Origin of the sequence: Peribacillus acanthi (assembly GCF_003073175.1) — a bacterium.
Taxonomy (GTDB): Bacteria; Bacillota; Bacilli; order Bacillales; family DSM-1321; genus Bacillus_BN; species Bacillus_BN acanthi.
This window is the reverse complement of sequence record NZ_QBBX01000025.1, coordinates 23,759-50,650: the sequence shown is the minus strand read 5'-3', so window position 1 is coordinate 50,650 and position 26,892 is coordinate 23,759. Positions and strand designations below refer to the sequence as shown.

General features: G+C 37.3%; 26 protein-coding genes. 17 read left to right on the top strand and 9 right to left on the bottom strand.

Annotation, left to right across the window (positions count from 1 at the left end):
* Positions 1–303 precede the first annotated feature (303 nt).
* The 8 genes from DBX25_RS18780 to dnaA form a co-directional block, all read right to left on the bottom strand.
* On the bottom strand, positions 304–1,383 hold the full coding sequence (locus DBX25_RS18780; RefSeq protein ID WP_108672287.1) for an HD-GYP domain-containing protein: 1,080 nt from the start codon (positions 1,381–1,383) through the stop codon (positions 304–306).
* Between the two features lie 153 nt (positions 1,384–1,536).
* Positions 1,537–4,044, bottom strand: a complete 2,508-nt coding sequence (gene gyrA, locus DBX25_RS18775) for a DNA gyrase subunit A (RefSeq protein WP_108672286.1) — start codon at positions 4,042–4,044, stop codon at positions 1,537–1,539.
* A 161-nt stretch (positions 4,045–4,205) separates the two neighbouring features.
* Positions 4,206–6,128: a DNA topoisomerase (ATP-hydrolyzing) subunit B gene (gene gyrB / locus DBX25_RS18770; protein WP_108672290.1), complete on the bottom strand. Its 1,923-nt coding sequence runs from the start codon at positions 6,126–6,128 to the stop codon at positions 4,206–4,208.
* Positions 6,129–6,193: 65 nt separating this feature from the next.
* Positions 6,194–6,454, bottom strand: a complete 261-nt coding sequence (gene remB, locus DBX25_RS18765) for an extracellular matrix regulator RemB (RefSeq protein WP_108672285.1) — start codon at positions 6,452–6,454, stop codon at positions 6,194–6,196.
* A gap of 14 nt (positions 6,455–6,468) precedes the next feature.
* Positions 6,469–7,587, bottom strand: a complete 1,119-nt coding sequence (recF, locus tag DBX25_RS18760; RefSeq protein WP_108672284.1) for a DNA replication/repair protein RecF — start codon at positions 7,585–7,587, stop codon at positions 6,469–6,471.
* A gap of 23 nt (positions 7,588–7,610) precedes the next feature.
* Positions 7,611–7,820, bottom strand: coding sequence for a S4 domain-containing protein YaaA (yaaA, locus tag DBX25_RS18755; RefSeq protein WP_108672283.1), 210 nt, complete (start codon positions 7,818–7,820; stop codon positions 7,611–7,613).
* A 147-nt stretch (positions 7,821–7,967) separates the two neighbouring features.
* Positions 7,968–9,101, bottom strand: coding sequence for a DNA polymerase III subunit beta (dnaN, locus tag DBX25_RS18750; RefSeq protein WP_108672282.1), 1,134 nt, complete (start codon positions 9,099–9,101; stop codon positions 7,968–7,970).
* 193 nt (positions 9,102–9,294) lie between these two features.
* Positions 9,295–10,644 (bottom strand): chromosomal replication initiator protein DnaA, encoded by a 1,350-nt coding sequence (gene dnaA / locus DBX25_RS18745; protein ID WP_108672281.1) that lies wholly within the window; start codon positions 10,642–10,644, stop codon positions 9,295–9,297.
* A gap of 1,006 nt (positions 10,645–11,650) precedes the next feature.
* Between dnaA and rpmH the strand changes: the two genes are divergently transcribed.
* The 11 genes from rpmH (at position 11,651) to DBX25_RS18690 (ending at position 22,071) form a co-directional block, all read left to right on the top strand.
* Entirely contained in the window at positions 11,651–11,785 is a 135-nt protein-coding gene (rpmH, locus tag DBX25_RS18740; protein ID WP_108672280.1) for a 50S ribosomal protein L34, read from the top strand.
* A gap of 242 nt (positions 11,786–12,027) precedes the next feature.
* Positions 12,028–12,375: a ribonuclease P protein component gene (rnpA, locus tag DBX25_RS18735; protein ID WP_108672279.1), complete on the top strand. Its 348-nt coding sequence runs from the start codon at positions 12,028–12,030 to the stop codon at positions 12,373–12,375.
* Positions 12,376–12,582: 207 nt separating this feature from the next.
* Complete coding sequence (gene spoIIIJ / locus DBX25_RS18730) at positions 12,583–13,308, top strand: YidC family membrane integrase SpoIIIJ (RefSeq protein WP_420812968.1); 726 nt, start codon at positions 12,583–12,585, stop codon at positions 13,306–13,308.
* A complete protein-coding gene (gene jag, locus DBX25_RS18725) occupies positions 13,305–13,931 on the top strand; it encodes an RNA-binding cell elongation regulator Jag/EloR (protein WP_108672277.1) in 627 nt (208 codons plus the stop codon). Before spoIIIJ ends, jag begins: the two co-directional genes overlap by 4 nt.
* Positions 13,932–14,262: 331 nt before the next feature.
* Positions 14,263–15,648 carry a tRNA uridine-5-carboxymethylaminomethyl(34) synthesis GTPase MnmE gene (gene mnmE, locus DBX25_RS18720; protein ID WP_108672276.1) on the top strand — a complete coding sequence of 462 codons (1,386 nt, stop codon included), beginning with the start codon at positions 14,263–14,265 and terminating at the stop codon, positions 15,646–15,648.
* A 43-nt stretch (positions 15,649–15,691) separates the two neighbouring features.
* Complete coding sequence (mnmG, locus tag DBX25_RS18715; RefSeq protein ID WP_108672275.1) at positions 15,692–17,575, top strand: tRNA uridine-5-carboxymethylaminomethyl(34) synthesis enzyme MnmG; 1,884 nt, start codon at positions 15,692–15,694, stop codon at positions 17,573–17,575.
* A 38-nt stretch (positions 17,576–17,613) separates the two neighbouring features.
* Positions 17,614–18,330, top strand: a complete 717-nt coding sequence (gene rsmG / locus DBX25_RS18710) for a 16S rRNA (guanine(527)-N(7))-methyltransferase RsmG (RefSeq protein ID WP_108672274.1) — start codon at positions 17,614–17,616, stop codon at positions 18,328–18,330.
* Positions 18,331–18,532: 202 nt separating this feature from the next.
* A complete protein-coding gene (noc, locus tag DBX25_RS18705) occupies positions 18,533–19,387 on the top strand; it encodes a nucleoid occlusion protein (protein ID WP_108672273.1) in 855 nt (284 codons plus the stop codon).
* A 275-nt stretch (positions 19,388–19,662) separates the two neighbouring features.
* The gene (locus DBX25_RS18700; RefSeq protein WP_108672272.1) at positions 19,663–20,424 is read left to right on the top strand and encodes a ParA family protein; all 762 of its coding nucleotides are present in this window, start codon (positions 19,663–19,665) and stop codon (positions 20,422–20,424) included.
* A complete protein-coding gene (locus DBX25_RS18695; protein ID WP_108672271.1) occupies positions 20,417–21,262 on the top strand; it encodes a ParB/RepB/Spo0J family partition protein in 846 nt (281 codons plus the stop codon). The genes DBX25_RS18700 and DBX25_RS18695 overlap by 8 nt, the downstream gene beginning before the upstream one ends.
* Before the next feature lie 95 nt (positions 21,263–21,357).
* Positions 21,358–22,071 (top strand): DUF554 domain-containing protein, encoded by a 714-nt coding sequence (locus DBX25_RS18690; protein ID WP_108672270.1) that lies wholly within the window; start codon positions 21,358–21,360, stop codon positions 22,069–22,071.
* Between the two features lie 43 nt (positions 22,072–22,114).
* On the opposite strand, the gene yyaC is transcribed toward DBX25_RS18690, so the two are convergent.
* Positions 22,115–22,741, bottom strand: a complete 627-nt coding sequence (yyaC, locus tag DBX25_RS18685) for a spore protease YyaC (RefSeq protein ID WP_108672269.1) — start codon at positions 22,739–22,741, stop codon at positions 22,115–22,117.
* Positions 22,742–23,084: 343 nt separating this feature from the next.
* On the opposite strand from yyaC, the gene DBX25_RS18680 reads away from it, so the two are divergent.
* The 6 genes from DBX25_RS18680 (at position 23,085) to rpsR (ending at position 26,858) form a co-directional block, all read left to right on the top strand.
* On the top strand, positions 23,085–23,969 hold the full coding sequence (locus DBX25_RS18680; protein ID WP_108672268.1) for a mechanosensitive ion channel family protein: 885 nt from the start codon (positions 23,085–23,087) through the stop codon (positions 23,967–23,969).
* Positions 23,970–23,981: 12 nt separating this feature from the next.
* On the top strand, positions 23,982–24,179 hold the full coding sequence (locus DBX25_RS18675) for a DUF951 domain-containing protein (RefSeq protein ID WP_108672267.1): 198 nt from the start codon (positions 23,982–23,984) through the stop codon (positions 24,177–24,179).
* Positions 24,180–24,448: 269 nt separating this feature from the next.
* Entirely contained in the window at positions 24,449–25,549 is a 1,101-nt protein-coding gene (ychF, locus tag DBX25_RS18670) for a redox-regulated ATPase YchF (protein WP_108672266.1), read from the top strand.
* 178 nt (positions 25,550–25,727) lie between these two features.
* A complete protein-coding gene (gene rpsF / locus DBX25_RS18665) occupies positions 25,728–26,015 on the top strand; it encodes a 30S ribosomal protein S6 (RefSeq protein ID WP_108672265.1) in 288 nt (95 codons plus the stop codon).
* 59 nt (positions 26,016–26,074) lie between these two features.
* Complete coding sequence (gene ssb, locus DBX25_RS18660) at positions 26,075–26,578, top strand: single-stranded DNA-binding protein (protein ID WP_108672264.1); 504 nt, start codon at positions 26,075–26,077, stop codon at positions 26,576–26,578.
* A 43-nt stretch (positions 26,579–26,621) separates the two neighbouring features.
* Positions 26,622–26,858, top strand: coding sequence for a 30S ribosomal protein S18 (rpsR, locus tag DBX25_RS18655; protein ID WP_205439673.1), 237 nt, complete (start codon positions 26,622–26,624; stop codon positions 26,856–26,858).
* Positions 26,859–26,892: the final 34 nt, after the last annotated feature.

The window sequence follows — 26,892 nt, the reverse complement described above, 5'->3', positions numbered from 1 at the left end:
GTGTTTGACTTGCTCATAAAATGTCTTTATTAAAAAGACTAAAATTTAAACGTTGACGTATTGTTTTGTTTAGTTTTCAAAGAACAAAAACATCCATTTCGCTCGTAAGCGACTTTAATATAATAACATATTAAACCACTTGATGTCAACAACTTTTTTCACAACTTTTTTTCTTAATTGTTGTTTGCTGTCGACTTTTATTATTATATAGACATTATTAATAGAAATCAATATCCTAATATAAATTTAGAAAATTAAATTTAATACACTCCGTCCATAAGAATAGGAACCGGAGTGTATAACTTAATAAATTTCTTCTATATACAAATCTCTTCTTTTCTCTAAATGTATAATTTCATTCGTATCCAAGATGTTTATAAGAGGCCGGGTTGGATAATTTGAATCAATAAAAAGTATTTCTCCATTATAACCATTAGACAATTTGACTCGATTGCCTATAGAAAAGTTTAAGATACCAGACATCAATGCATTTATAACCTGCAAATCAAATTTCCCAAAATCATCCTGCATAATCATTTCAAGAACTTTAAAAGGGGAATGTTTTTTTCTATATACTCTTTCGGATGTCATCGCATGATATACGTCTGCAATTGCGACGATTTTTGAAAAGAGATGCAAACTTGGTCCTTTATCACCTCTAGGATACCCTGTCCCGTTAATCCTTTCGTGATGTTGTAAAATTGCTATTTTGACAGCATCTTTTACCATTGTATTTCCGGTTTTATGAATCATATTGAATCCATATTCAGGGTGTCTTCTAACTTCTTCAAATTCCATAAAGGTTAAAGCCGTCTTTTTCTCTAAAATATTCTGAGATATTTTTGCCATTCCAATATCACATAGACAACCAGCTAATGCAACTTGGACTATATCACCTTTATCAAGATTCAGTTTTTTCCCTATGAATCCACATAAGATTGCTACCGATACGGCATGGTGATAGAGGTAATCGGCTTTAGTGGAATAATGGTGTAATTGAAAGATTTCTGAAGAATTTTCCATAGCCTTGTCTAAAAGAGGCAATAAGAATTCTCTAATTTTTGTGAGATCTAGTGGACTTCCGGCCTGTAGATTCTTAAATATCCTTTTATATGTCTGTACAGCATTAAGATATTGAGCAGAAAAACTAGTAGATGCCAAACTAGTATCTTGTTCTTCTTCTATTATTTCTTTCGGAACAAATGGTTTTCCATCTATTAAATTTTTTTCTACACTTACTTCAGGAACTAAAAAGGCTCGTAATACTTCCATTAAGTCACGAGTAACCACAGTTTTCTTTAACATTATAGGATTGTTCGTCATACAGGTTATATCTTGTGCGAGGATACAGCCCTCTTCTAAAAATTTAGTTCGAACTCTCAAACTGCTTCCCCCTACCGCTGTTATGCTGAGTATATATTACTATTATTTTACTTTATTTTACTTGTGGTTTCTACCAGTTATGAAAGATATCATAAGGACAACTCTAGTTAAACCATGAAAAAAGACTATCCTTTATGGGATAGCCTTTCTTTCTTATTCTTCATCCATTATTTCTGCTTCTTCGGTTACTTCTGGTTCAGTTTCTAAAGGAGAAACAGTTTCTTCTTCCTCTCGGTCGACTACCGCAACCGTTGATACATATTCGTTATCATTAGCTTCTAAACGAATAAGTTTTACACCTTGTGTATTTCTACCTGTTTGAGAAATGTCACTTACATGCATCCGAATCAGTATTCCAGATGCCGTAATTAGCATTAAATCTTCCTCGCCATTTACCGTTTTAAGAGCTATTAGAGGTCCGTTTTTATCAGTAACGTTAACGGTTTTTATCCCTTTCCCACCACGGCTTTGGATTCGGTACTCTTTTTCATGAGTTCTTTTTCCATATCCATTTCGGGTAACAATTAATATTTGCGAATCTTCCTCTACTAATTCCATTCCAATGACTTCATCACCTTCACGGAGACTAATTCCTTTTACCCCTGTAGCAGTTCTGCCCATTGATCGAACATCTACTTCAGGGAAACGGATTAACATTCCGTTTTTCGTGCCTATGATGATGTCTTTTGAACCATCGGTTAGTTTAACTGAAATCAGTTCGTCTCCTTCTTTCAAACCTAGTGCAATCAAACCATTGGTTCGAATATTTGCAAAGGAGGACAATGGAGAACGCTTCGAGATTCCATCCTTCGTTGTGAAGAAGATGTACCAGTCTTCTTTGAATTCCGAAACTGGAATAATGGCATTCACCCATTCACCTTTATCAACTTCAAGAAGATTAATGATTGGAATACCTTTTGCCGTTCTACCATACTCAGGAATGTCGTACCCTTTTGAACGATATACCTTCCCTTTATTCGTAAAGAACAGAAGCGTATCATGGGTAGAGGTAGTCAACAAGTGTTCTACAAAGTCATCTTCATTGGTGCCCATTCCTTGAATACCACGACCACCACGTTTTTGGCTTTTATAGGTGGAAACAGGAAGGCGTTTGACATATCCATTATGAGTCAAAGTTACAACAATGTTCTCTACTGGAATTAGATCTTCGTCTTCAATGTTTTCCAAACCTGCAAGGATAATTTCAGTTCTTCTTACATCGTTAAAACGCTCTTTAATTTCAAGAAGCTCTTCACGAATGATTTCTAGAACTTTTTCATTATCTGCAAGGATCCCTTTTAACTCTTCGATTAGCTTCACTAAACTTTGATATTCATCCTCAATTTTCTCTCTCTCTAACCCTGTTAAACGCTGTAAACGCATATCTAGGATAGCTTGTGCTTGTTTTTCAGAAAGAGAGAATTGAGTCATTAATCCTTCTCTAGCAATTTCGGTAGTCTGTGAACTACGAATTAAAGCAATGACAGCATCTAAATGATCTAAAGCAATCCTTAATCCCTCAAGAATATGAGCTCTTGCTTCCGCTTTACGAAGTTCGAATTCCGTACGGCGCCTAATGACTACCTTTTGATGCTCTAAATAATGAACTAAACATTGTTTAAGATTTAGAACTTTAGGCTGACCATCTACTAGTGCCAACAAGTTGATTCCGAAGCTTGTTTGAAGAGTCGTCTGCTTATATAGATTATTCAAAAGTACATTTGCGTTGGCATCTTTTCGTACTTCCATGACAACACGCATTCCTTTACGATCTGACTCATCTCGAAGATCGGTGATACCATCAATCTTTTTATCGCGAACAAGCTCCGCAATTTTTTCAATCAGCTTCGCTTTATTTACCTGATATGGTAGTTCTTTTACGATAATCGTTTGCTTACCGTTAGCCTTCTCTTCGATTTCAACCTTTGCTCGAATAGTAATAGAGCCACGACCTGTTTGATAAGCTTTTCGAATGCCACTTCTCCCTAAAATCATACCAGCAGTTGGGAAATCAGGACCAGGTATATATTCCATTAACTCTTCCACTGTAATCTCAGGGTCTTTACTAACCGCCAATACGCCGTCAATTATTTCTCCGAGCTGGTGTGGAGGAATATTTGTCGCCATACCAACCGCGATTCCAGAAGATCCGTTAACAAGTAGATTCGGGTATCTAGAAGGAAGGACAATTGGCTCTCTTTCAGAACCATCATAGTTATCCTGATAATCAATTGTGTCTTTATTGATATCACGTATTAATTCCATGGAGATTTTCGACATACGTGCTTCTGTATAACGCATGGCTGCCGCTGCATCTCCATCTACTGAACCGAAGTTCCCGTGACCATCTACAAGCATATATCTGTAGTTGAAATCCTGTGCCATACGCACCATTGTGTCATAAACGGCTGAGTCGCCATGAGGATGGTATTTACCAATAACTTCCCCAACAATACGTGCGGATTTCTTATATGCTTTATCAGAAGTCATGCCCAAATCGTTCATCGCATATAGAATTCGACGATGCACAGGTTTCAGCCCATCACGAACATCTGGGAGAGCACGGGCTACAATAACGCTCATCGCATAATCCAAGAAGGAAGTGCGCATTTCCTGGCTTATATTAATCTCTTTAACATTGGACTTTTCTATTTCTGACATGGAGACAACCTCCTTTTCCCAAAGCAAAAGCTTTCAAATGTAATATAATCAAGCCGACCTATTATTCTTTGTCTATTTTAAAGTGGGTCTACTATGTAAAAGACAGGATAGAAAAGATCCCTCTACCCTGCTTTCAAAATATTTATGTCTTGGATTTCTCGTTAAATATCTAAGTTCTTAACGTAAATCGCATTTTCTTCAATAAAGTTCCTTCTCGGTTCTACTTTATCACCCATTAGGATTTCAAAAGTTTCATCCGCTTCAATCGCATCCTTCAATGTTACTTGAAGCAATGTTCTTGTTGAAGGATCCATTGTTGTTTCCCAAAGTTGCTCGGGATTCATTTCTCCAAGACCTTTATAACGTTGCAAGCCTGGCTTAGGCTGACTTGGAAGGGTACTTAAAATTTCTTCAAGCTGTCTATCATTATACGCATATTCAATCTTTTTCCCTTGAGAAATCTTATAAAGAGGTGGTTGTGCGATATAAATAAAACCATGTTCGATAATTTGTCTCATATAACGATAAAGGAAAGTTAATAATAATGTTCGAATATGAGCTCCATCGACATCGGCATCTGTCATGATAACGATCTTATGATATCTTGCCTTTGAAATATCAAAATCTTCCCCGATTCCTGTTCCAAGTGCCGTGATGATGGCCCTAATTTCGTTATTGGAAAGGATCTTGTCCAATCTTGCTTTTTCAACATTAATGATTTTCCCTCGTAACGGAAGGATGGCCTGGAAATGGCGATCCCTACCTTGCTTTGCAGACCCTCCGGCAGAATCTCCCTCTACCACATACAACTCACTAATAGACGGATCTTTTGAAGAACAATCTGCTAATTTACCTGGCAAACTAGAGACTTCAAGGGCACTTTTCCGTCTAGTTAATTCCCTTGCCTTTTTCGCTGCCATACGAGCTCTTGCAGCCATCAACCCTTTTTCGACGATTTTTCTTGCGACCGTTGGATTTTCAAGCATGAAGGACTCTAACTTTTCAGAGAGTATTGAATCAGTGATAGTACGAGCTTCTGAATTGCCAAGTTTTGTTTTAGTTTGGCCTTCGAATTGAGGATCTGGATGTTTAACAGATATGATACTCGTCAAACCTTCTCTTACATCATCACCAGTCAAGTTTTGATCATTATCCTTGATTAACCCTTGCTTTCGAGCATAGTCATTAATGACACGAGTCAAGGCTGTCTTAAAGCCTGATTCATGTGTACCACCTTCATACGTATGAATATTATTAGCAAATGAGTAAAGATTGCTAGTGTAGCTATCATTGTACTGAAGAGCTACTTCAATGGTGATTCCATCCTTTTCACCTTCAATGTAGATGGGCTCTTCATGAAGTACTTCCTTCGTGCGATTCAAGTGCTCTACATAAGAGATGATTCCACCCTCATAGTAATACTCACTCTTTTTGTTTTCCACTCGTTTATCTTCAATGGTTAGTCGAATAGCACGATTTAAAAACGCTAATTCTCTTAAACGGCTAGCCAAAGTATCAAATTCATACTCTAACGTTTCTGTGAAAATTTCTCCATCTGGGGAGAAATGAACCGTTGTTCCAGTACGGTCAGTTTCACCGATAATAGCTAGATCCGCTGCCGGAACACCTTTTTCGAATTTCTGGTAATGGATTTTCCCATCGCGATGTACAAAAACCTCTAATTCTGTTGAAAGGGCATTTACAACGGAAGCACCTACCCCATGGAGTCCACCAGACACTTTGTAGCCTCCGCCACCAAATTTCCCTCCTGCATGGAGTACTGTCATGATGACTTCAACAGCCGGCCTTCCCATTTTCTCATGAATACCAACTGGAATCCCACGGCCATTATCAATGACCGTAATACTATTATCTGCCTCAATGATGACATTGATTTCATTACAGAATCCTGCAAGTGCTTCATCGATACTATTATCTACAATTTCCCAAACTAGATGGTGAAGACCTTTGCTACTCGTTGATCCAATATACATCCCTGGTCGTTTACGAACCGCTTCTAGACCTTCTAATACCTGTATCTGACTCTCATCATATGATTGGGCCTGCACTTCTTTTTGTTCCATAGTCAACTTGTATCACCTACACTTTTCTTTTAGATGAAAATGTATTGCTGTTGTTCTATTTCTTGCTATCTATTAACAGTCACACTCTCTTCAAATGGATGCTGAGTAGAGCGTTTCATTAGCGTGGAAGATGAAAGTGGTGAAAAAAATAGCTGTTCTTTCGTTACAATAATGGATTTAATGGAACCCTTGCTCATTACTTCTGAGTTCCCTGCTTGCTTGAAAAATTCTTCCATCATCGATGAATGATTCAACAGCTGTTTATCTAGGATTGCTACGATGTCTTTCGTTTTTACTAATATATCTTCCCCTATGTGAAGGTACATGGAGACACACCCCATTATTGAACTTTTGAAATACTTCCTTGCACAACATGATAAGTGGAAGCCTCGCGTAATGTTTGATGGTCGATCCCTTCTACGCTAGTGGTTGTCACGAAAGTCTGAACTTTTCCTTGGATGGTATTAAGCAAGTGTGATTGTCTGAAATCATCCAGCTCTGATAGTACATCATCCAAAAGAAGAATCGGATATTCGCCAATCTCTGCATGTATGAGTTCGATTTCAGCTAGTTTGACAGATAACGCTGTTGTCCGCTGTTGCCCTTGTGAACCAAACGTCTGTACATTTCTTCCGTTCACAATAAAAGCGAGATCATCACGGTGCGGGCCTATCAAAGTCACACCTCGATCAATCTCTCTTTGTCTTATTTTAGCAAATTTTTCTTGGAATACCTCTATCATTTTCGACAAATCCATTGTTTCTGATACATCGACTGATGGAATGTACTCAATTTTCAAGGATTCAAGTCCTCTTGAAATTCCTGAATGGATTGGTTCTGCCCATTTTTGAAGCATAGAAATGAATTGATATCGTTTATCGACAATCTTCACGGCATATTGGACGACTTGTTCGGTCAAGATGTCCAACATGGCAAGATCCGATTGTTTTTTTAGCTGTAGCATTTTCAAATAGTGGTTACGTTGAAGCAAGACCTTTTGATACTGGCTACTTTCATGAAGATAGAGAGGAGATACTTGTCCAATCTCCATATCAATAAAACGTCGTCTTACCTGTGGACTTCCTTTTACAAGATTTAAGTCTTCAGGCGCAAACATGACGACGTTCATATTTCCGATATATTGACTTAAGCGTTGTTGCTCAATATGGTTATATTTTGCTTTTTTACCTTTTTTTGAAAGAATTAACTCTAAAGGAACAGTAGAATTTTTTTTATGTATCCTACCTTCTATTTTAGCATACTCTTCGTCCCAGCGAATAAGTTCTTTATCATTGGAAGTCCGATGTGATTTCGCCATAGCCAACACATAGATGGATTCCATAATATTCGTTTTTCCTTGAGCATTTTCTCCAAGGATGACATTAACTTTATTCTCGAAGGAAAGTTCCAAATGATCATAATTCCTGTAATTCTTTACTTTTATTGATTCAATGAACATAATCCAAGTCCTTTACAAAAGGTTTAATGGACTCCATAGTTCCCAAAGCCTGGAATCTCAATCTTATCACCGCTACGAAGCTTTCTTCCTCGGCGAACATCTAATTCGCCATTGATGTACACTTCATGCTCACTTAAAAACCATTTCGCCATCCCGCCACTTTGGATGATATCGGCTAACTTTAAAAATTGACCTAGGGTGATATATTCGGTATCGATTTGAATAATTTTCATAAGAATCTTCACTCTTTTCTAAATGAATCTCTAATATTTTATTTTACTAAACTTTTCACAAATAAACAAAATAAAGCTGTTAGCGACGTTTACTAACAGCTTTAAGAAATTTCCTAAACGAAATATGCTTTTGTTGCTTACGAATTTTTAATAAGTTCTTACAGGAAGGATCAGTTGGAGCATAGACTCATCATTCAAACTTTTAATTACGAATGGTCTCATTGCTCCAGTGAAGCTAATTTGAATATCGCTACCTTCTAACGCACGTAAAGCATCCATCATAAATTTAGCATTGAAAGAGATTTTAAGCTCTTCTCCTTCAATTGATTCCACTTGAACTTCTTCTTCTACTTTTCCGATTTCAGGGGTATTGGAGGAAATTTCAATAAAATTAGAATCGAAAGTCGTAAGTTTTACGACGTTATTTTTCCCTTCCCCAAGAAGTGAAGCACGGACAATCGCTTGTAGGAAATCTTTTGTATTCAGTGTCACATCCGTCTTGCTCTCATTTGGGATTAAGCGTGATGTATCAGGATAATTCCCTTCTAACAATCTTGAGAAGAAAAGAAGATGCTTGGCTTTAAATAACACTTGGTTTTCAGTAATGACAATATCAACTGAATCTTGAGTATCATCTAAGATCTTACTAAGCTCATTTAAGCTTTTCCCTGGAATGACCACATTATAATTACCAAGAGCTTCACCCTGTAATTTAGCTTTCCTCATTGCCAATCTGTGACTATCTGTTGCAATACAGATTAACTCCCCGTTTTCAACCTTCCAGTTGACACCTGTCAAGATAGGACGTGTTTCTGAGGTGGACACTGCATAAACCGTCTGCCTGATTAATGTTTTCAATAAATCTGTAGGTAGTTTAATAATGTTTTCTTCCTCAATTTGTGGGAGGTGTGGATATTCTTCTGCGTCAAGCCCATTCAAATTAAATTCAGCTTTGCCAGAACGAATGATCGTTTGGAATTGATTTTCAACCCTTATTTCAACAGAATCCATAGGTAATTTTTTAATGATTTCATTAAAGAAACGCGCTTGTAATACAATGCTGCCTGTTTGTTTTAGTTCAACTAATTCGTCCCCCTCTTCTTCTAAAGGGATAAAAGATTCAATGGAGATATCTGAATCACTACCAGTAAGTGTTACTCCTGAATCAGTTGCCGTAATTTTAATACCAGTCAAAATTGGAATAGTTGTTCTAGAAGCAACAGCTTTCATTACATCTTGGACACTTTGTACTAAGCGGTCTCTTTGGATAATAAATTTCATTGTTTCCTCCCGAATGAGTTCTATTTTTTTTCTGCTAGCATATATTATTATTTTTTATAAAAAAATTAGTAGTAATAGTAATAGGGCCTGTGAACATGTGGATAACTCTAAAATACTAAGGAAAAACAGTCTATCCACATGTGGACAGACTGTGCATAAACTATTGCAGGTTATTAACATTTTCCCACAAGTTTTATACTTTTAATCGCTCATTAATTTCTTTCAGTTGCCTTTGCAATTGAGAATCAGTTTGTAAAAGCTTTGAGATTTTTTCATGAGCATGAATAACCGTCGTGTGGTCACGTCCACCAAACTCATCCCCAATTTTGGGTAATGAAAAATCAGTTAACTCCCTCGATAAATACATAGCGATTTGTCTTGGGAAGGCAACCGTTTTCGTACGCTTTTTCGCTTTAAAATCCTCTAATTTTACACTGTAATGATCCCCTACAGCTTTTTGAATATCATGTATCGTAATGATTTTCGGTTTTGAGCTTGGAATGATATCTTTTAATGCTTCTGCTGCCAAATCAGCGTTTATATCCTTATTTATTAAAGAAGAGTAAGCCACTACGCGGATTAGTGCACCTTCGAGCTCACGAATATTGGAGTCAATTTGGTTCGCGATATAAAGCATCACTTCATTTGGGATATCTAGGCCTTCTGCTTTTGCTTTCTTTCTCAGAATAGCAATCCTTGTTTCTAAATCTGGTGGCGTAATGTCTGTGATTAACCCCCACTCAAATCTTGAACGAAGGCGGTCTTCTAGAGTTGGAATTTCTTTAGGTGGTCGGTCACTAGAGATGACTATTTGTTTGCTCTCTTCATGTAGGGTATTGAACGTATGGAAAAATTCTTCCTGTGTTTGTTCTTTTCCAGCCAAGAATTGAATATCGTCAATAAGCAGGACGTCGACACTACGATATTTATTTCTAAAATCAACTGCTTTATTGTCACGAATCGAGTTAATGAATTCATTTGTGAATTTCTCAGAAGATAAATAGACAACTTTTGCTGATGGATTATGTTCTAAAACATAATGGCCAATGGCATGCATTAAGTGGGTCTTTCCTAGTCCTACGCCCCCGTAAATGAATAGCGGATTATACGCCTTTGCTGGTGCTTCAGCCACTGCAAGAGACGCAGCATGGGCAAAACGGTTGCCTGATCCAATAACGAATGTGTCGAAAGTGTATTTAGGATTCAACATATTTTGAGGAAAATCGATTTGTTCCTCTTCTCGTCTTTTCGGTTTTTTTGCCGGCGTTGGAATATCAAAATCTTCTTCCCCTTGATTTTGGGGAATGATGAACTTTACCGTCAATTCTTCGCCTGTTACATCATATAAAACTCCTGAAATCAGAGGAGCATAGCGTTCTTCAAGCCAGTCCCTGGCAAACTCATTCGGTGCGGTTACCGTTAATGTGTCTCCTTGCAAGGTATGAGCCTTTGTGGATTTCAGCCATGTTTCAAAGCTTGGTTTACTAATTTTCTTTTCGATTTCTTTAAGTGCCTGGCTCCATAAGGCAGCTATATTTTCCAAACAGATTCCCTCCTTTGCAAGGTTTTCTCTCTATATAATTTTGCTCCATGTCAAAATAAATTCCATAGTTTATCTATGAAAAAAAGCGTCTCCAAAGCTACTTGTACAACATATGTACAAGTATTTTCGGCTCGTTTGATTGTTAATTTCATTTTTATACAAACAGATGAATGGGAAAAATATATAATAAGGTAAGAAAACAATTTTCGACAATATCCACTGGTTGTGGATGAAAAGTTACTAACAAGGTGAATAACCTGTCCACAGGTTATTCACAGTTTGTGGATAAGTGAAAACTGTGAATAAAGTTATCCAGAATGAAAACAAAGTAATAATATCAAAAACTTTGAGTGGTTGCAATGCTTTTTATTGGTTATCCACAATACCAAAATCATGGGGACAATAATTTTCCACAAGAGTCTAAGTTGTGAAAAACCTGTCAATTAGTGATGTGGATAAGAAAAAAATGTCGAAATAATTATCCACATAATACTTTTTGTATAATAAATTCCAGAAAAAATATTTTTTAATTTGGCTGTTTTCGTAAATTTTGTTGCTTTTAATTTAATTTTATTTACTATATTTAAAGGCAAGTGTCTCTTACTGTATTCAAAGGTCACGCTTTTTAAATAAAAATTACAATTAAGATGGGATGAGTCTTTTCCTTTCTCTGTTTAACCAATGAATTATTTTCGATCTATATCATTTGCGGTTTGGATGGAGGAACATACCTAAGTTAATTTGATGATTTTATGAAAGTTTGATTCAATATAGAGGAGAATATAAATATGGGCGGATATAAGGATTAATAGTAGGGGAAAAAATGTGAAACCTTTTCTGCAATGCAATAGTTAACTTGCAGTTAGGTTATCAATTGTATTAAACTTTTATCTGTCTATTTTTTTAATTGAGATGTTTTTTGAAAGATGGTTGACAATTTTTATGTCTCGTCTATATAATTAGAAGGACTGTCTTTAACTGTTATTCCTCAGGGAGGTGTCATATAATGAAAAGAACTTATCAACCAAATAAGCGTAAGCGTAGTAAAGTTCACGGTTTCCGTGCGCGTATGAGCACTAAAAACGGACGTAAAGTATTAGCTGCACGCCGTCGTAAGGGCAGAAAAGTATTATCTGCATAGGCCACTGATCAGTCTCAGTGGTCTTTTTTTTAAGAATGGCAGCGACGGTACTGTGGGCTGTCATTCTTTTTTTGTTTTTTCCTAAAATATAAAGTTATAGAAACCAACATGAAGGTAAGTTTATCTTATGGTTCTAAATGTTTGATTCAAATATAGATTGGAAAGAATGTATTCTTATTGAGCTGAAAGAGAATGTGTTGTTCTTTTAGCGGAATCCTCGTTCTTTTTGAAGGTGTAATGAAATGAAAAAAAAATTTCGGATTAAGAAAAATAACGATTTTCAGGAAGTTTTTCAAAAAGGGGAATCTTTCGCCAATCGACAGTTTGTTATTTATGTCCTAAATAAACCTGCTCAAGGATATTATCGAGTGGGTCTTTCTGTCAGTAAAAAAATCGGCAACGCAGTCATGCGTAATCAAATTAAAAGATACATACGGCAAGCATTCCTGGAATTAAAGGATGGCCTGGAAATCGATAAGGATTATATAGTGATTGCCAGAAAACCAGCTGCTGACATGGATTTTTTTGAAGTCAAAAAAAGTCTCATTCATGTATTTAAACGTGCGAAGATTTTTCAACAAAAAAAATAAAGTCATATGATGCATTCGATTTTAGTAATCCACTTTAATCTTTTTTAGGACTATGTAGGAATACTGGATATCTATAGAGAATTGTATTTCTAGAAATCATGAAGAGTTTTCTAGCCATTTTGGCTGTTAACAATAAAGTAAAAGTTAGTAAGGAGGAAAAAGCGTTTGAAGAAACGATTATTGGTCATCCTTGGATTAGTTTCCTTGATGATACTGCTAACAGGATGTACTGAGGTAAATGATCCTATAACATCTGAGAGCAAAGGGTTTTGGAATGAATTTATTGTTTATCCTCTTTCTTTACTGATTGTAAAGGTATCAGAATTTCTGGGAGGAAGTTATGGTTTTGGGATCATTGCCGTAACTTTATTAATCAGATTGCTAATTTTGCCTTTAATGATCAAACAAACAAAGAGCTCTAAAGCTATGCAAGCTTTACAACCAGAAATGCAAAGACTTCGTGAGAAATATAGCTCGAAAGATGCACAGACACAACAAAAGCTTCAACAAGAAACCATGGCATTATTCCAGACGCATGGTGTTAATCCACTTGCTGGATGTTTCCCATTACTAGTTCAAATGCCAATTTTGATTGGTTTTTACCACGCGATTATGAGAACTCAAGAGATTGCTAATCATAATTTCCTTTGGTTCGATTTAGGGGAAAAAGATCCATTCTTTATTTTGCCAGTGGTTGCGGGTATCACAACGTTTATCCAACAAAAAATGATGATGGCTGGCCAAGAGGCAAATCCTCAAATGGCGATGATGCTTTGGATCATGCCAATCATGATTGTTGTTTTTGCAATCAACTTCCCATCTGCATTATCTCTGTACTGGGTAGTAGGGAACTTGTTCATGATTGTTCAAACATACTTTATTAAAGGACCTGAATTAAAGACGAATGCTACTGCAGGAGGAGCGAAAAAGTGAAAGAAGTAACTGCTACAGGACAAAATGTCGAGGAAGCAGTAGAATCCGCTTTAGCTCAGCTTCAAACAACCAGAGAAAAAGTAGAAATAACCATCATTGATGAAGGTAAAAAAGGTTTCCTAGGACTTTTTGGTAAGAAGGAGTCGATTGTAAAAGTAGTCCTCCATCCTGATCCTATTGATGAGACAGTTAGTTTTCTCCGAAATGTTAGTGAAAAAATGGGTGTCGAAATTGACATTCAAGTGAAAAAAGAAGGCAAAAACCTTCATATTCAGCTATCAGGAGAAAAAATTGCTCTTTTAATTGGAAAAAGGGGACAAACTTTAAATTCCCTTCAATACTTGACACAACTTGTGGCAAACCGGTATTCGAAGCAATATTTGACAGTGTTACTAGATGCCGAGGACTATCGTCTTCGCAGAAATGAAACGTTGACTCAGCTTGCGGACCGAATGGCACAAAAAGTAATCAGAACGAAAAAAGAAGTGTCCTTTGAACCAATGCCATCTTATGAGCGAAAAGTCATTCATACCGCTTTAATGAAATATCCTCAAATTCGAACGTATTCACATGGGACAGAGCCTCATCGTCATATCGTAATTGCGTATGAATTGAAAAAATAATAGAGTATTCCCCCTTTGTCTTGTAGGCAAAGGGGTTTTTTATGACCTCTGTTAAATGGTCTGTTTTTCCGCTCCAGACGCTTGCTTTCTGTGGGCGTGCGTCCGGAGTGGAAATCAACTTCTTTGTTCTTAAATTGTTATTCACATGTGGATAAGTTACAATGTTCGATACAAAACAATTTTTAATGTGGATAAGTATGTCTGTTTTTAAGTATTTCTCTTTTTTTACTTTATATCGTGTGCTATTGTAGTAATTTAGGGAATTATGAACAGTAATAGAATTTAAATTATACTTTGTGTTTTTTATATATTGATAAAGAGGTGACGCGGAATGGAATTTGATACAATTGCTGCGATTTCTACCCCGATGGGAGAGGGAGCGATCGCAATAGTTCGCCTAAGTGGAGAGGAAGCGATTCGTATAGCTGATAAACTCTATCAGGGGCCTCAGGGGAAAAAGTTGGGCAATGTAAAATCCCATACCATCCATTATGGACATCTCGTTGACCCAAGAAACGGTGAAGTAATAGAGGAAGTCATGATCTCGGTCATGAAAGGTCCTAAGACATTTACAAGAGAAGATGTGGTAGAAATAAACTGTCACGGCGGACTTGTCTCTGTCAATCGAGTATTAAAGCTCGTTCTTTCAAACGGTGCAAGACTTGCAGAACCAGGTGAGTTTACGAAACGTGCTTTCTTAAATGGAAGAATTGATTTATCACAAGCCGAAGCCGTAATGGATTTAATCCGTGCAAAAACGGATCGAGCTATGAATGTAGCCCTCAATCAAATGGAGGGAAGATTGGCGTCTCTTATTAGAAAGCTACGACAGGAAATCCTTGAAACATTGGCTCACGTAGAAGTAAACATTGATTATCCGGAATACGATGATGTGGAAGAGATGACTCACCAACTTTTCATGAAAAAAGCAGTCGATGTTAGTAAAGAGTTACAAAAACTGTTGCAGACTTCCCAACAGGGAAAGATTTTACGAGAAGGTATTTCTACAGTGATTGTCGGAAGACCTAATGTCGGAAAATCTTCATTATTAAATAGTCTTGTCCATGAAAATAAGGCGATCGTAACGGATATACCTGGAACGACTCGCGATGTCATAGAGGAATATGTCAATGTGAGGGGAGTCCCATTAAGACTTCTTGACACAGCTGGAATTCGTGAAACGGAAGATATAGTTGAACGGATTGGTGTAGAACGGTCACGCGCAGTTTTAAAAGAAGCGGATTTAATTTTGCTTGTTTTAAATTATTCAGATGATTTGTCATTTGAAGATGAAAATCTGTTTAAGGCTGTTGAAGGAATGGATGTTATTGTCATCGTAAATAAGACAGACCTTCCTCAGAAAATTAATATGGAACGAGTAAAAGAACTTGCTTCCCAAAATCCGCTCATCACCACTTCCTTATTAGAAGATCAAGGTGTGGATGAGCTAGAGGAAGCGATAGCCTCCTTATTTTTTGAAGGAAGCATTGAATCAGGTGACATGACTTACCTATCAAATACTCGACATATTGCGCTAATCGAGCAAGCCTTGAATGCTATGGAAGATGCTATTGAAGCGATTGAAAGTGGCACTCCTATTGATCTTGTTCAAATCGATTTTACAAGAGCATGGGAGTTACTCGGTGAGGTCATTGGAGACAGTGTCCATGAAAGTTTGATTGATCAACTGTTTTCACAATTCTGTCTTGGGAAATAATGAATCGATAGATATAGGGAAAAGAAATTAGGAGGGTAAAGATATGTCATATGAAGCAGGTAGCTTCGATGTTGTCGTCGTAGGTGCGGGACATGCTGGCTGTGAGGCTGGCCTTGCAGCTGCTCGACTTGGTGCCAAGACGCTTATGCTGACGATTAACTTAGACATGGTTGCATTTATGCCGTGTAATCCATCAGTAGGTGGTCCAGCCAAGGGAATCGTTGTCCGTGAAATTGATGCCCTAGGCGGGGAAATGGGGAAAAACATCGATAAGACCCACATTCAAATGAGAATGCTGAACACAGGGAAAGGTCCAGCAGTTCGCGCATTGCGAGCACAAGCAGACAAGTTCTCTTATCAACATGAAATGAAAAAAACGATTGAAAACGAGCCTAACTTAACGTTAATGCAAGGGATGGTTGAACGTTTAATAATCGAGGATGACGAGTGTAAGGGCGTGGTGACCCAAACAGGAGCAATTTACCGTTCAAAGACTGTCGTTATTACAACTGGAACGTTTTTACGAGGTGAAATCATCCTTGGGGAATTGAAGTATTCTAGTGGTCCTAATAATCAACAGCCTTCAATTAAGCTTTCAGAACATCTCGAAGAACTGGGCTTTGATTTAGTTCGCTTTAAAACAGGAACGCCACCGCGTGTTAATAGTCATACGATTGATTATAGTAAAACAGAAATTCAACCTGGAGACGATGTTCCTAGGGCATTTTCTTATGAGACGACCCAATACATTACCGACCAACTTCCATGTTGGTTAACATACACTAGTGAAACAACCCATCAAATCATTGATGAGAACCTACATCGTTCACCGATGTATTCGGGTATGATCAAAGGAACTGGACCAAGATATTGTCCATCCATCGAAGACAAAGTAGTTCGTTTTAATGATAAGCCGAGACATCAGATTTTCCTGGAACCAGAAGGGAAAAATACTCAAGAAGTTTATGTGCAAGGACTTTCAACTAGCTTACCGGAAGATGTTCAGATGAAGATGCTCGCTTCTATTCCAGGGTTAGAAAATGTTCAAATGATGCGTGCTGGATATGCCATTGAATATGATGCAGTAGTCCCAACCCAACTTTGGCCAACACTTGAAACAAAAAAAGTGAAAAATCTTTACACAGCAGGCCAAATCAATGGTACATCAGGGTATGAAGAAGCGGCTGGCCAAGGGTTAATGGCAGGTATTAATGCCGGTCTGAAATCATTAGATAAAGAAGAACTAATCCTAAGCAGGTCTGATGCCTATATCGGCGTTTTAATAGATGATCTAGTCACAAAAGGCACAAATGAACCTTATCGTTTACTGACATCACGTGCAGAATATCGATTATTGCTTCGTCATGATAACGCGGATTTAAGATTGACTGCGATCGGTCATAAAATTGGATTAATAAAGGAAGAAAGATACAAATCTTTTCTGGATAAAAAAGCGGCAATTGAAACAGAAAGAGAGCGTCTTCAAGCTACTTTATTAAAACCTACACCACAGTTACAAGAAATCATACGAAGTGTCGGGGGAAGTGAGTTAAAAGACGGAATCCGTGCTGCAGATCTACTAAAAAGACCAGAGATGAATTATAACCATATAGAACAGGTTGCTCCGAGCGAAATGGAGCTTCATGAAGATGTAAAAGAACAAGTAGAAATCCAGATTAAATACGAAGGATATATTGAAAAATCCTTGCAACAGGTTGATAAACTTAAAAAAATGGAAGATAAAAAGATACCGGAAAACATCGATTATGATGCTATTTCTAGTCTTGCTTCAGAAGCTCGACAAAAACTTAAGCAAGTTCGACCATTATCCATTGCTCAAGCATCTAGGATTTCAGGAGTAAATCCTGCTGATATTTCCATTTTGTTAGTCTATATTGAGCAAGGAAAAATCGCACGAATTAATTAGTATGAAACACTATCCTTTATATAACGAGGTTATTTTAAATGAATGTTGAACAATTTCAGCAGCTGTTGGCGGAGAAAGATATTATTCTTTCTCCTAAGCAGCTAGAGCAATTTGAGCTTTACTATCAATTGCTTGTTGAGTGGAATGAGAAAATGAATCTGACAGCAATTACGGACAAGTATGAAGTATACTTGAAGCACTTTTTTGATTCTATATCAGCAGCTTTTTATACGGATTTCTCTGCACCATTATCCATTTGTGATGTGGGGGCAGGAGCTGGCTTCCCGAGCATTCCGATTAAAATTTGCTTTCCACACCTACAAGTATCCATTGTTGATTCTTTAAATAAAAGAATTTCATTTTTGGATCACTTAGCGAAATCATTGCAGTTGGAAAATGTCCATTTTTATCATGATCGTGCAGAAACATTTGGACAAAATCCGAAACATCGTGAAGCTTATGACCTAGTGACTGCACGCGCAGTAGCGAGAATGTCGGTTTTATCAGAATTATGTATGCCTTTAGTGAAAGTTGATGGATATTTTGTCGCTATGAAAGCAGCTAGCGCGAATGAAGAGCTTGATATGGGCAAAAAAGCAATCGCAACTTTTGGAGGGGAAATAGAGAAAATCGATTCGTTCGTTCTTCCTTTTGAGGAAAGTGAAAGAAATATTATCACTGTGAAGAAAAGGAAGTCTACTCCTAAAAAATATCCTCGTAAACCTGGCACACCAAACAAATTACCTATAGAATAAATAGTGAAGATTTGGTTTATTTAAGGTAAAATCTTAAGTATCGGATACGGAAAAGCATGGATAGTTGACGATGTAATAGTAATGTTTCATGTGAAACGTTACCTCGAATTTTGTTTGATTTTGTCGCCAATTTATAGAAGGAACATGTCGTTTCTATAGAGAATATGTATCATTGGGAGTTTCATAAAGGTGGTGTAGGGATATGAAGCCTTTTTCGCGACTTTTTGGGATAGGCGAAAAGGAAGAACAAACGGTAGAAGTGGAAAAGCCAAGTAGCAACGAGGAGATAAAGAATATCCCCATTGCTGATATCGTTCCAAATCGATATCAGCCAAGGACAGTATTTAACGATGATAAAATTGCTGAACTAGCTCAAACGATTCATACGCACGGAATAATACAGCCGATTGTTGTTCGATCTTATGAACCTGGGAAATTTGAAATCATTGCTGGAGAAAGACGATTCCGTGCATTGCAAAAGCTTGGCTGGGAAACTGCTCCGGTTCTTATCAAAGACTTCAATGATACCGAAACAGCTTCTGTAGCCTTGATTGAAAATTTACAACGAGAAGAGCTTTCTCCAATTGAAGAAGCCATTGCCTATGGCAAACTTCTCGAATTGCATAACCTGACACAAGAGGCCCTTGCCCAAAGACTGGGGATTGGTCAGTCTACTGTAGCTAATAAGCTTAGACTCTTAAAGCTTCCACAAGAGATACAAGAGGCCGTGCTTGCCAAAAAAATAACGGAACGACATGCACGATCTTTAATTCCTTTAAAAGATCCTCAAAAACAGGTCTTTTTATTACAGGAAATCATTGAAAAGAATCTGAATGTAAAACAGACGGAAGAACGTGTTGTTAAAATGCTTACTTCCCCTGATAAAAAGGCTAAACCAAAGCGTAAAGCATTCAGTAAGGATATGAGGATTGCAGTAAATACGATTAGACAATCCTTAACGATGGTGACAGACAATGGAATCAATCTAGATTCAGAAGAAGAAGAGTTTGAGGATTATTATCAGTTCACCATTAAAATTCCTAAGAAACGTTCTTAAATCATGGCTTTTATATAATGATAGACACATATACGACGGCTGAAAGGAAGGGACAGGCATGTTTCCAATCTTTAGTCGTCTTTTTTTCTCTTCTATATCATTCTCTCTAAATTTATTTCCATCAAATATCATTTGTATTTCTAAAAGTTTTTAGAAATAAATTTCCTAAACATACTTTCATGATAAAATAGAATAAGTGCAGTTCTATTCATTCAAATTAAATAAATTTACTAGATATATATAAATGTTAAGGGAAGGGTAAGGTAGGTGACATCGTGGGTAAAATTATCTCCATAGCAAACCAAAAAGGAGGCGTTGGCAAAACCACAACGTCTGTTAACTTAGGTGCTTGCTTGGCTTACATAGGAAAGAAAGTATTAATGGTAGATATAGATCCTCAAGGTAATGCAACGAGTGGAATCGGTATTGAAAAGGCCGATGTCGATCAGTGCATTTACGATGTATTAGTAGATGACGTCGAAGCATCAGACGTCATTAAGCCTGCAAAAGTGGAAAACCTCTATGTATTGCCGGCTACCATTCAATTGGCTGGTGCAGAAATTGAGTTGGTTCCCACTATCTCACGTGAGGTGCGCCTAAAACGTGCACTTGAAGAAGTGAAGGATGACTATGATTATATTATTATTGATTGTCCTCCATCGCTAGGCTTACTTACAATTAACGCATTAACCGCTTCAGATGCAGTCCTAATTCCGGTTCAGTGTGAGTACTATGCTTTGGAAGGATTAAGTCAATTGCTTAATACTGTAAGACTTGTACAAAAACATCTTAACCAGGAATTGAAAATTGAAGGGGTACTTCTAACGATGTTAGATGCAAGGACAAATCTTGGCATTCAAGTCATAGAAGAAGTGAAAAAATACTTCCAAGATAAAGTGTATAAAACAATCATCCCTCGTAATATTCGTTTAAGTGAAGCACCGAGCCACGGCGAACCGATCATCATTTATGATCCAAAGTCAAGGGGAGCAGAGGTTTATTTAGATTTGGCAAAGGAAGTGGTTTCAAATGGCTAAAGGACTAGGAAAAGGGATTAACGCGCTATTCCCAGATCTTGAGGCAAACAAAGAAGATGCTGTAATTGAGATTAGCATAAAAGAGTTGAGACCTAACCCTTACCAACCTAGGAAACTATTTAAAGCGGAAGCTATCGAAGAATTGAAGGAATCAATTCTTCAGCATGGAATTCTACAACCCATCATTGCGAAAAAAAGCGTCAAAGGATATGAAATTGTCGTCGGTGAAAGAAGATTTAGAGCGGCTAAGGCTGCTGGCCTAAAAAAAGTGCCAGTAGTTGTACGGGATTTAACAAGTCAGCAGATGATGGAGCTTGCTGTCTTAGAAAACCTTCAGCGTGAGGATTTAACTCCAATTGAAGAAGCCATCGCATATCAATCTTTACTGGATAAGCTCTCGTTAACACAGGAAGAACTGGCGAAAAGGTTAGGAAAAAGCCGTCCGCATATCACGAACCATATTCGCTTATTATCCTTGCCAATAGATATCCAGGATTTAATATCGGAAGGCAAAATCTCGATGGGTCATGGTCGAGCATTGCTAGGATTGAAGAAAAAGACTCAGCTTAAACTGATTGTTGATAAGATTGTTAAGGAAGAGTTGAATGTCCGTCAATTAGAACACCTAATTCAACAAATTAATACGAATGTTTCACGTGAAACAGTGAAAAAACCTGTGAAAAAAGATGTATTTATACGAGAACAGGAAGAGAGTCTGAGAGAAAGATTCGGTACGACGGTTACGATTACGCAGAAAAAGAAAAAAGGGAAAATTGAAATAGAATTTTTCTCACCTGAGGATTTAAATCGCATCCTTGAATTATTGGAAAAAAAATAATATTATTTGCACACTATTAAATTAAAGTAGTGTGTTTTTCTATATTAATTTTAAAATAAACAGTCAATTTGATTGAAGAGACAGAGGATATTAAAATGATTCTTTTAGGGACGATTGTAAATGGGCTATGTATCATCGTTGGTACTTTACTAGGAAAACTTTTTCATCGAATTCCACAGAAGATGAAGGATACTGTTATGAGCGGGATTGGATTGGCAGTTACGGTGTTAGGATTACAAATGGGATTTAAAAGTGAGCAATTTCTTATTGTAATTTTAAGTTTGGTTGGAGGAGCCGTAATAGGTGAATTAGTTGACCTCGACTTGAAATTAAATCAGCTAGGAAATTGGTTGGAGAAAAGGCTTGGATCCTCTGAAGGAAATTCCATATCGCAAGGCTTTGTGACTGCGACACTCATATTTGTTATTGGGGCAATGGCCATTATTGGGGCGCTTGATAGCGGAATTCGTGGAGATCATGATGTACTCTATACAAAAGCAATTATAGATGGATTCACATCTGTCATACTTGCTACTACTTTAGGGATAGGTGTACTGTTTTCTGCTATACCTGTCATGTTGTATCAAGGAATTATTGCTTTGTTTGCTACTCAAATTGATCGGTTTGTTCCTGCAGCATTATTAGACTCCTTCGTTGTAGAAATGACATCGGCAGGTGGTATAATGATTGTGGCGATTGGGTTGAATCTACTCGGTTTGACGAAAATTAGGGTAGCGAATCTATTGCCTGGCATACTTGTAGTAGCTACATTAGTTTCATTTTTTTATTATTTTAATATAGAATTATAAGAGGAGAGACAATTTTGTCCCTCCTTTACTTATTATGATTCAATTATTGGGAAGCTTGTTCTTGATCGAATCCCCAACCGAATTTGGAGAAAGCATTCGTTGGTTTGTACCGTTTATTAGCTAAATGGATACCATCCGCTATAGTACGTGCCATTTTCAAGACAAGATTCAACCGCGTATTCTGTAAAACAAAAAATTCCATAAATCCACTTACATTTACAATTCCCGTTATATGGGCATCACCAACGGGAGGCAGTTCTTTATTAACTCCAGCCCCAGGTTTAACAGGGCCTTCACCTATCTGGACTGTTCCCACATTTTTCAGTCTTCCAAGACAAGCATCCACTCCAATGATAAAGGGGTTATGGTGGTTCATTTTAATTTGTGTCAACCTTTCTTCAAGGTTAACGGCATGAATGGGATCTTCTAATGTACCGTAGACATGGAAAGTGGGATTTTTTTCTGATAGAAAGGTTCCGACGAGAGGACCTAATGAATCTCCAGTTGAACGATCAGTTCCAATACAAACAATAATAACGTTTTGGATTCTAGAGACAGGGAACAATGAAAGTAAATCTTCTGATATTCTTTTTACAGCGTCTTGTTCTTCGAATATGATTCTACTGGTCTTATCTCGACTGTTATCTAAAAATCCCGGATTAAAATTCATTTAAGTCCCACTCCTCTATAAATGTAGTAACAGTATACGGAAATTCAGAAAATTGTATACATGCAGTAGTGGAGATTGTAAAAAAAGGGCATTATAATAAAGGTGTTCATTTCGTATATCTATTCCTAATTAATAACATATTCATCTTAGAAACTATTTATCCCGCATAAACGGGCAGTACAACCTAGACTTTAGGAGTACAAGGAAAAAAGAAATACAGTTGGGAGTTAACTGCCCGTAAAAGTCCGATTGATTCGACTAAAGGAAGTTTAGCTTTATCATGATTTTTCTTATACCCTTCTTATACATAAGCAAAAACTTCATTTTGAAAGAGAGGTACGATATGAGTTATTCGGAAAAAATCATCAATAGATATGTAGAAAAATTTTCCAATGAAGATCTCTGGATTAACTTAGGGGAAATGTTGATTAAAGTCATAGTCATTGTAATTTTGGCTGGAATAGCCATCCGAATTGGGAAATCGATTATTCGAAAATTTTTCCTCGTTAGATCGAAAAGTCCTCTTCGAATTTCAGAAAGAAGAGAAGCGACTATACTGAAGTTGTTAGAAAATATCCTTACATATGTCCTCTTTTTCATAGCATTTATGATGGTACTAGAGGCTTTGACTATCGATGTGAAGGCATTATTAGCAGGAGCAGGAATAGTAGGGCTTGCAGTGGGTTTTGGTGCACAAAGCTTAGTGAAAGATGTAATCACTGGTTTTTTCATAATCTTAGAAGATCAATTTTCAGTAGGAGATTATGTTCGGATTGGCCAGTTTGAGGGAACCGTCGAGGAAATTGGGTTAAGAACTTCTAAAGTAAAAAGTTTTACGGGCGAAGTCCATATCATTCCAAATGGAAATATATTAGAAGTGACGAACTTTTCAATTCATAATAGTGTTGCAGTCGTGGACGTCAGCATTGCATATGAAGGAGATATGGAATTTGCAGAGCGAGTAATAAAAGATTTACTAATAAATATGAAAGATAAATATGAGGACCTAGTTAAGGACCCAGAACTTTTAGGTGTTCAAACTTTAGGCCCTTCCGAAGTAGTGTACCGAGTCACTGCTGAAACGGCTCCAATGAAACACTTTTTCATTTCAAGGGTTTTACGTAAAGAAATTAAACAGTGTTTAGACGAGAATGGAATTGAAATACCATTCCCACGCATGGTCATGTATAACAGACAAGATGAACCAGGGACGAAACAAAGGGGATAGGGAGGAAAAGTAATGGAACAAAAGGAATTTGGATTACATGATATCGTAGAAATGAAAAAACCCCATCCTTGTGGCATTAATCGTTGGAAAGTCATTCGATTAGGTATGGATATTCGCATTAAATGCGAAGGATGCGACCACAGTGTTATGATTCCTCGAAAAGAATTCACAAGAAAAATAAAAAAGATTTTAGTCAAGCATGCTGAATGAAGCGTGCTTTTTTTTGACTCTTTTGAGGGGTATCACCTTGCAAATCGAGTACCGGGAATCAAATAGTAAGCTAAGAAGCATTTTGTATGCTTGCCCTCTAAATTTGGGGAAAATTGAACTTTAATATTCTAGGAAGGGATTCAATTAGAACGATGCTTGTCTTTTTATAGGGAAATCTCTATAATTGGGTAGGGTTTCATAAGAAAATATTCATAATTAATTTTGTGTTTATCCATAGATTACAGTCTGAACTAGAGGAGTGAATTGGCATGGCATTAACAGCTGGAATCGTTGGTTTACCGAACGTTGGAAAATCAACTCTATTTAATGCAATCACACAAGCAGGAATTGAATCTGCAAACTATCCGTTTTGTACAATCGAACCGAATGTTGGCATTGTAGAGGTCCCAGATCAACGTTTGCAAAAATTAACAGATTTAGTTCAACCTAAGAAAACAGTACCTACAACATTTGAATTCACGGATATTGCAGGGATTGTTAAAGGGGCAAGTAAGGGTGAAGGACTCGGTAATAAGTTCTTATCTCATATTCGTGAAGTAGATGCAATCTGTCAGGTTGTTCGTTGTTTTGAAGATGAAAATATCACACACGTTTCTGGTAAAGTCGATCCGATCGATGATATCGAAACAATCAACTTAGAGCTTATTTTGGCTGATCTTGAATCAGTTGATAAACGTCTTGCAAGAGTAGGGAAAATGGCTAAGCAAAAAGATAAAGATGCAATGGCTGAACAAGAAGTTTTAGAAATGCTTAAAGAAGCTTTGGAAAATGAAAAGCCAGCTCGTACAGTAGAATTTACTGAAGAACAATTGAAGCTTGCAAAAGGCCTACATTTGTTAACAATCAAGCCTGTACTTTATGTAGCAAACGTTGGGGAAGATGATGTGGCTGATCCGTCTGAAAACCCGTATGTACAAAAAGTAAGGGAATTTGCAGCTGGTGATAACGCAGAAGTAATCGTAATCTGTGCGAAAATCGAAGAAGAAATTTCTGAACTTGATGGTGAAGAAAAAGCAATGTTCTTATCAGAACTAGGCATTGAAGAGTCTGGACTTGATCAATTGATTCGTGCTGCATACAGCTTATTGGGACTTGCTACGTATTTCACTGCTGGTGTTCAGGAAGTACGTGCTTGGACATTCCGCAAAGGGATGAAGGCTCCTCAATGTGCTGGAATCATTCACTCTGACTTCGAGCGTGGTTTTATCCGAGCTGAAACCGTATCCTACGATGACTTGCTTGCAGGCGGTTCCATGAATGCTGCTAAAGAAGCTGGAAAAGTGCGATTAGAAGGAAAAGAATACTTCGTTCAAGATGGAGATGTAATTCACTTCCGTTTCAACGTATAAAATATTTCAAAACCTTATCTATTGATAGGGTTTTGTTTTTTTATTACAGAGAAAAATAGGTTTTCTCTTTGTGATATTGCATTTCCTTATGTTCTATGCTATACTTTCAACTTGTGAGTAATTAACTTAATTGCTCCTTGCCCATAATGGGCCGTTAGACCAAAAGGAGGTGACAGTGATGAGAAAATACGAAATTATGTACATCATCCGTCCAAACATTGAGGAAGAGGCTAAAAAAGCTTTAGTTGAGCGTTTCAACACAATCCTTACTGACAATGGTGCGGAATTAGCAGAATCAAAAGATTGGGGTAAGCGTCGTCTTGCTTACGAAATCAATGATCTACGTGATGGCTTCTACATGATTCAAAAAGTTAACGCAGAAGCTGCAGCGGTTCAAGAATTTGACCGTCTTGCTAAAATCAGCGAAGACATTATCCGCCATATCGTAATTAAAGAAGAAGAATAATTCCATTTAAATATATATGTTTCATGTGAAACATCACATGAGATTGGGAGTTGATTCTGATGATGAATCGCGTCATATTAGTAGGACGCTTAACAAAAGATCCTGAATTACGTTACACACCAAGTGGAGTGCCAGTGGCAACTTTTACTCTTGCTGTGAATCGGGCTTTCTCGAATCAGCAGGGTGAGCGTGAAGCTGACTTTATCAACTGTGTGGTGTGGCGTAAGCCGGCAGAAAACGTAGCAAACTTCTTGAAAAAAGGAAGCTTAGCTGGCGTGGATGGTCGCCTTCAAACACGTAATTATGAAGGACAAGATGGTAAGCGAGTGTATGTTACGGAAGTCACAGCTGAAAGTGTTCAATTCCTTGAACCGAAAAATTCAGGTGCATCAGGAAGTAACAGAAATGAGAGCGGTTCTTTCGGTGGACAGCAAAGAGACGATTACTCTTATGGAGAAAACCGAAATCAGGGTCAACGCAACAATTACACTCGTGTAGACGATGATCCATTCGCAAATAACGGTCAAACGATTGATATTTCCGATGATGATCTACCGTTCTAAACCTGATTCTAATTAAAACTGAAGGAGGGAATAACCAATGGCAATGGGTGGACGCAGAGGTGGCCGTGCTAAAAGACGTAAAGTATGTTTCTTTACTTCTAACGGCATCACTAAAATCGATTACAAAGATGTAGATCTTCTTAAGAAGTTCGTATCTGAGCGTGGTAAAATTTTACCTCGTCGTGTAACTGGAACTAGCGCAAAATACCAACGTAAATTAACAGTTGCTATCAAACGCGCTCGTACTATGGCTTTACTTCCATACGTATCTGGTGAATAATTAAATTGATTAAAGGCTCAATGAGGATCTTCCT

Coding starts and splice junctions, on each gene's coding strand:
- yaaA (WP_108672283.1), bottom strand. CDS start 7,820: ATGAAAATTATTCAAATCGATACCGAATATATCACCCTAGGTCAATTT.
- DBX25_RS18690 (WP_108672270.1), top strand. CDS start 21,358: ATGATTCTTTTAGGGACGATTGTAAATGGGCTATGTATCATCGTTGGT.
- noc (WP_108672273.1), top strand. CDS start 18,533: ATGAAGCCTTTTTCGCGACTTTTTGGGATAGGCGAAAAGGAAGAACAA.
- rpmH (WP_108672280.1), top strand. CDS start 11,651: ATGAAAAGAACTTATCAACCAAATAAGCGTAAGCGTAGTAAAGTTCAC.
- rpsR (WP_205439673.1), top strand. CDS start 26,622: ATGGGTGGACGCAGAGGTGGCCGTGCTAAAAGACGTAAAGTATGTTTC.
- mnmG (WP_108672275.1), top strand. CDS start 15,692: ATGTCATATGAAGCAGGTAGCTTCGATGTTGTCGTCGTAGGTGCGGGA.
- rpsF (WP_108672265.1), top strand. CDS start 25,728: ATGAGAAAATACGAAATTATGTACATCATCCGTCCAAACATTGAGGAA.
- rsmG (WP_108672274.1), top strand. CDS start 17,614: ATGAATGTTGAACAATTTCAGCAGCTGTTGGCGGAGAAAGATATTATT.
- gyrB (WP_108672290.1), bottom strand. CDS start 6,128: ATGGAACAAAAAGAAGTGCAGGCCCAATCATATGATGAGAGTCAGATA.
- DBX25_RS18680 (WP_108672268.1), top strand. CDS start 23,085: ATGAGTTATTCGGAAAAAATCATCAATAGATATGTAGAAAAATTTTCC.
- dnaN (WP_108672282.1), bottom strand. CDS start 9,101: ATGAAATTTATTATCCAAAGAGACCGCTTAGTACAAAGTGTCCAAGAT.
- recF (WP_108672284.1), bottom strand. CDS start 7,587: ATGTTCATTGAATCAATAAAAGTAAAGAATTACAGGAATTATGATCAT.
- ssb (WP_108672264.1), top strand. CDS start 26,075: ATGATGAATCGCGTCATATTAGTAGGACGCTTAACAAAAGATCCTGAA.
- ychF (WP_108672266.1), top strand. CDS start 24,449: ATGGCATTAACAGCTGGAATCGTTGGTTTACCGAACGTTGGAAAATCA.
- remB (WP_108672285.1), bottom strand. CDS start 6,454: ATGTACCTTCACATAGGGGAAGATATATTAGTAAAAACGAAAGACATC.
- spoIIIJ (WP_420812968.1), top strand. CDS start 12,583: ATGATACTGCTAACAGGATGTACTGAGGTAAATGATCCTATAACATCT.
- DBX25_RS18675 (WP_108672267.1), top strand. CDS start 23,982: ATGGAACAAAAGGAATTTGGATTACATGATATCGTAGAAATGAAAAAA.
- gyrA (WP_108672286.1), bottom strand. CDS start 4,044: ATGTCAGAAATAGAAAAGTCCAATGTTAAAGAGATTAATATAAGCCAG.
- rnpA (WP_108672279.1), top strand. CDS start 12,028: ATGAAAAAAAAATTTCGGATTAAGAAAAATAACGATTTTCAGGAAGTT.
- yyaC (WP_108672269.1), bottom strand. CDS start 22,741: ATGAATTTTAATCCGGGATTTTTAGATAACAGTCGAGATAAGACCAGT.
- mnmE (WP_108672276.1), top strand. CDS start 14,263: ATGGAATTTGATACAATTGCTGCGATTTCTACCCCGATGGGAGAGGGA.
- DBX25_RS18695 (WP_108672271.1), top strand. CDS start 20,417: ATGGCTAAAGGACTAGGAAAAGGGATTAACGCGCTATTCCCAGATCTT.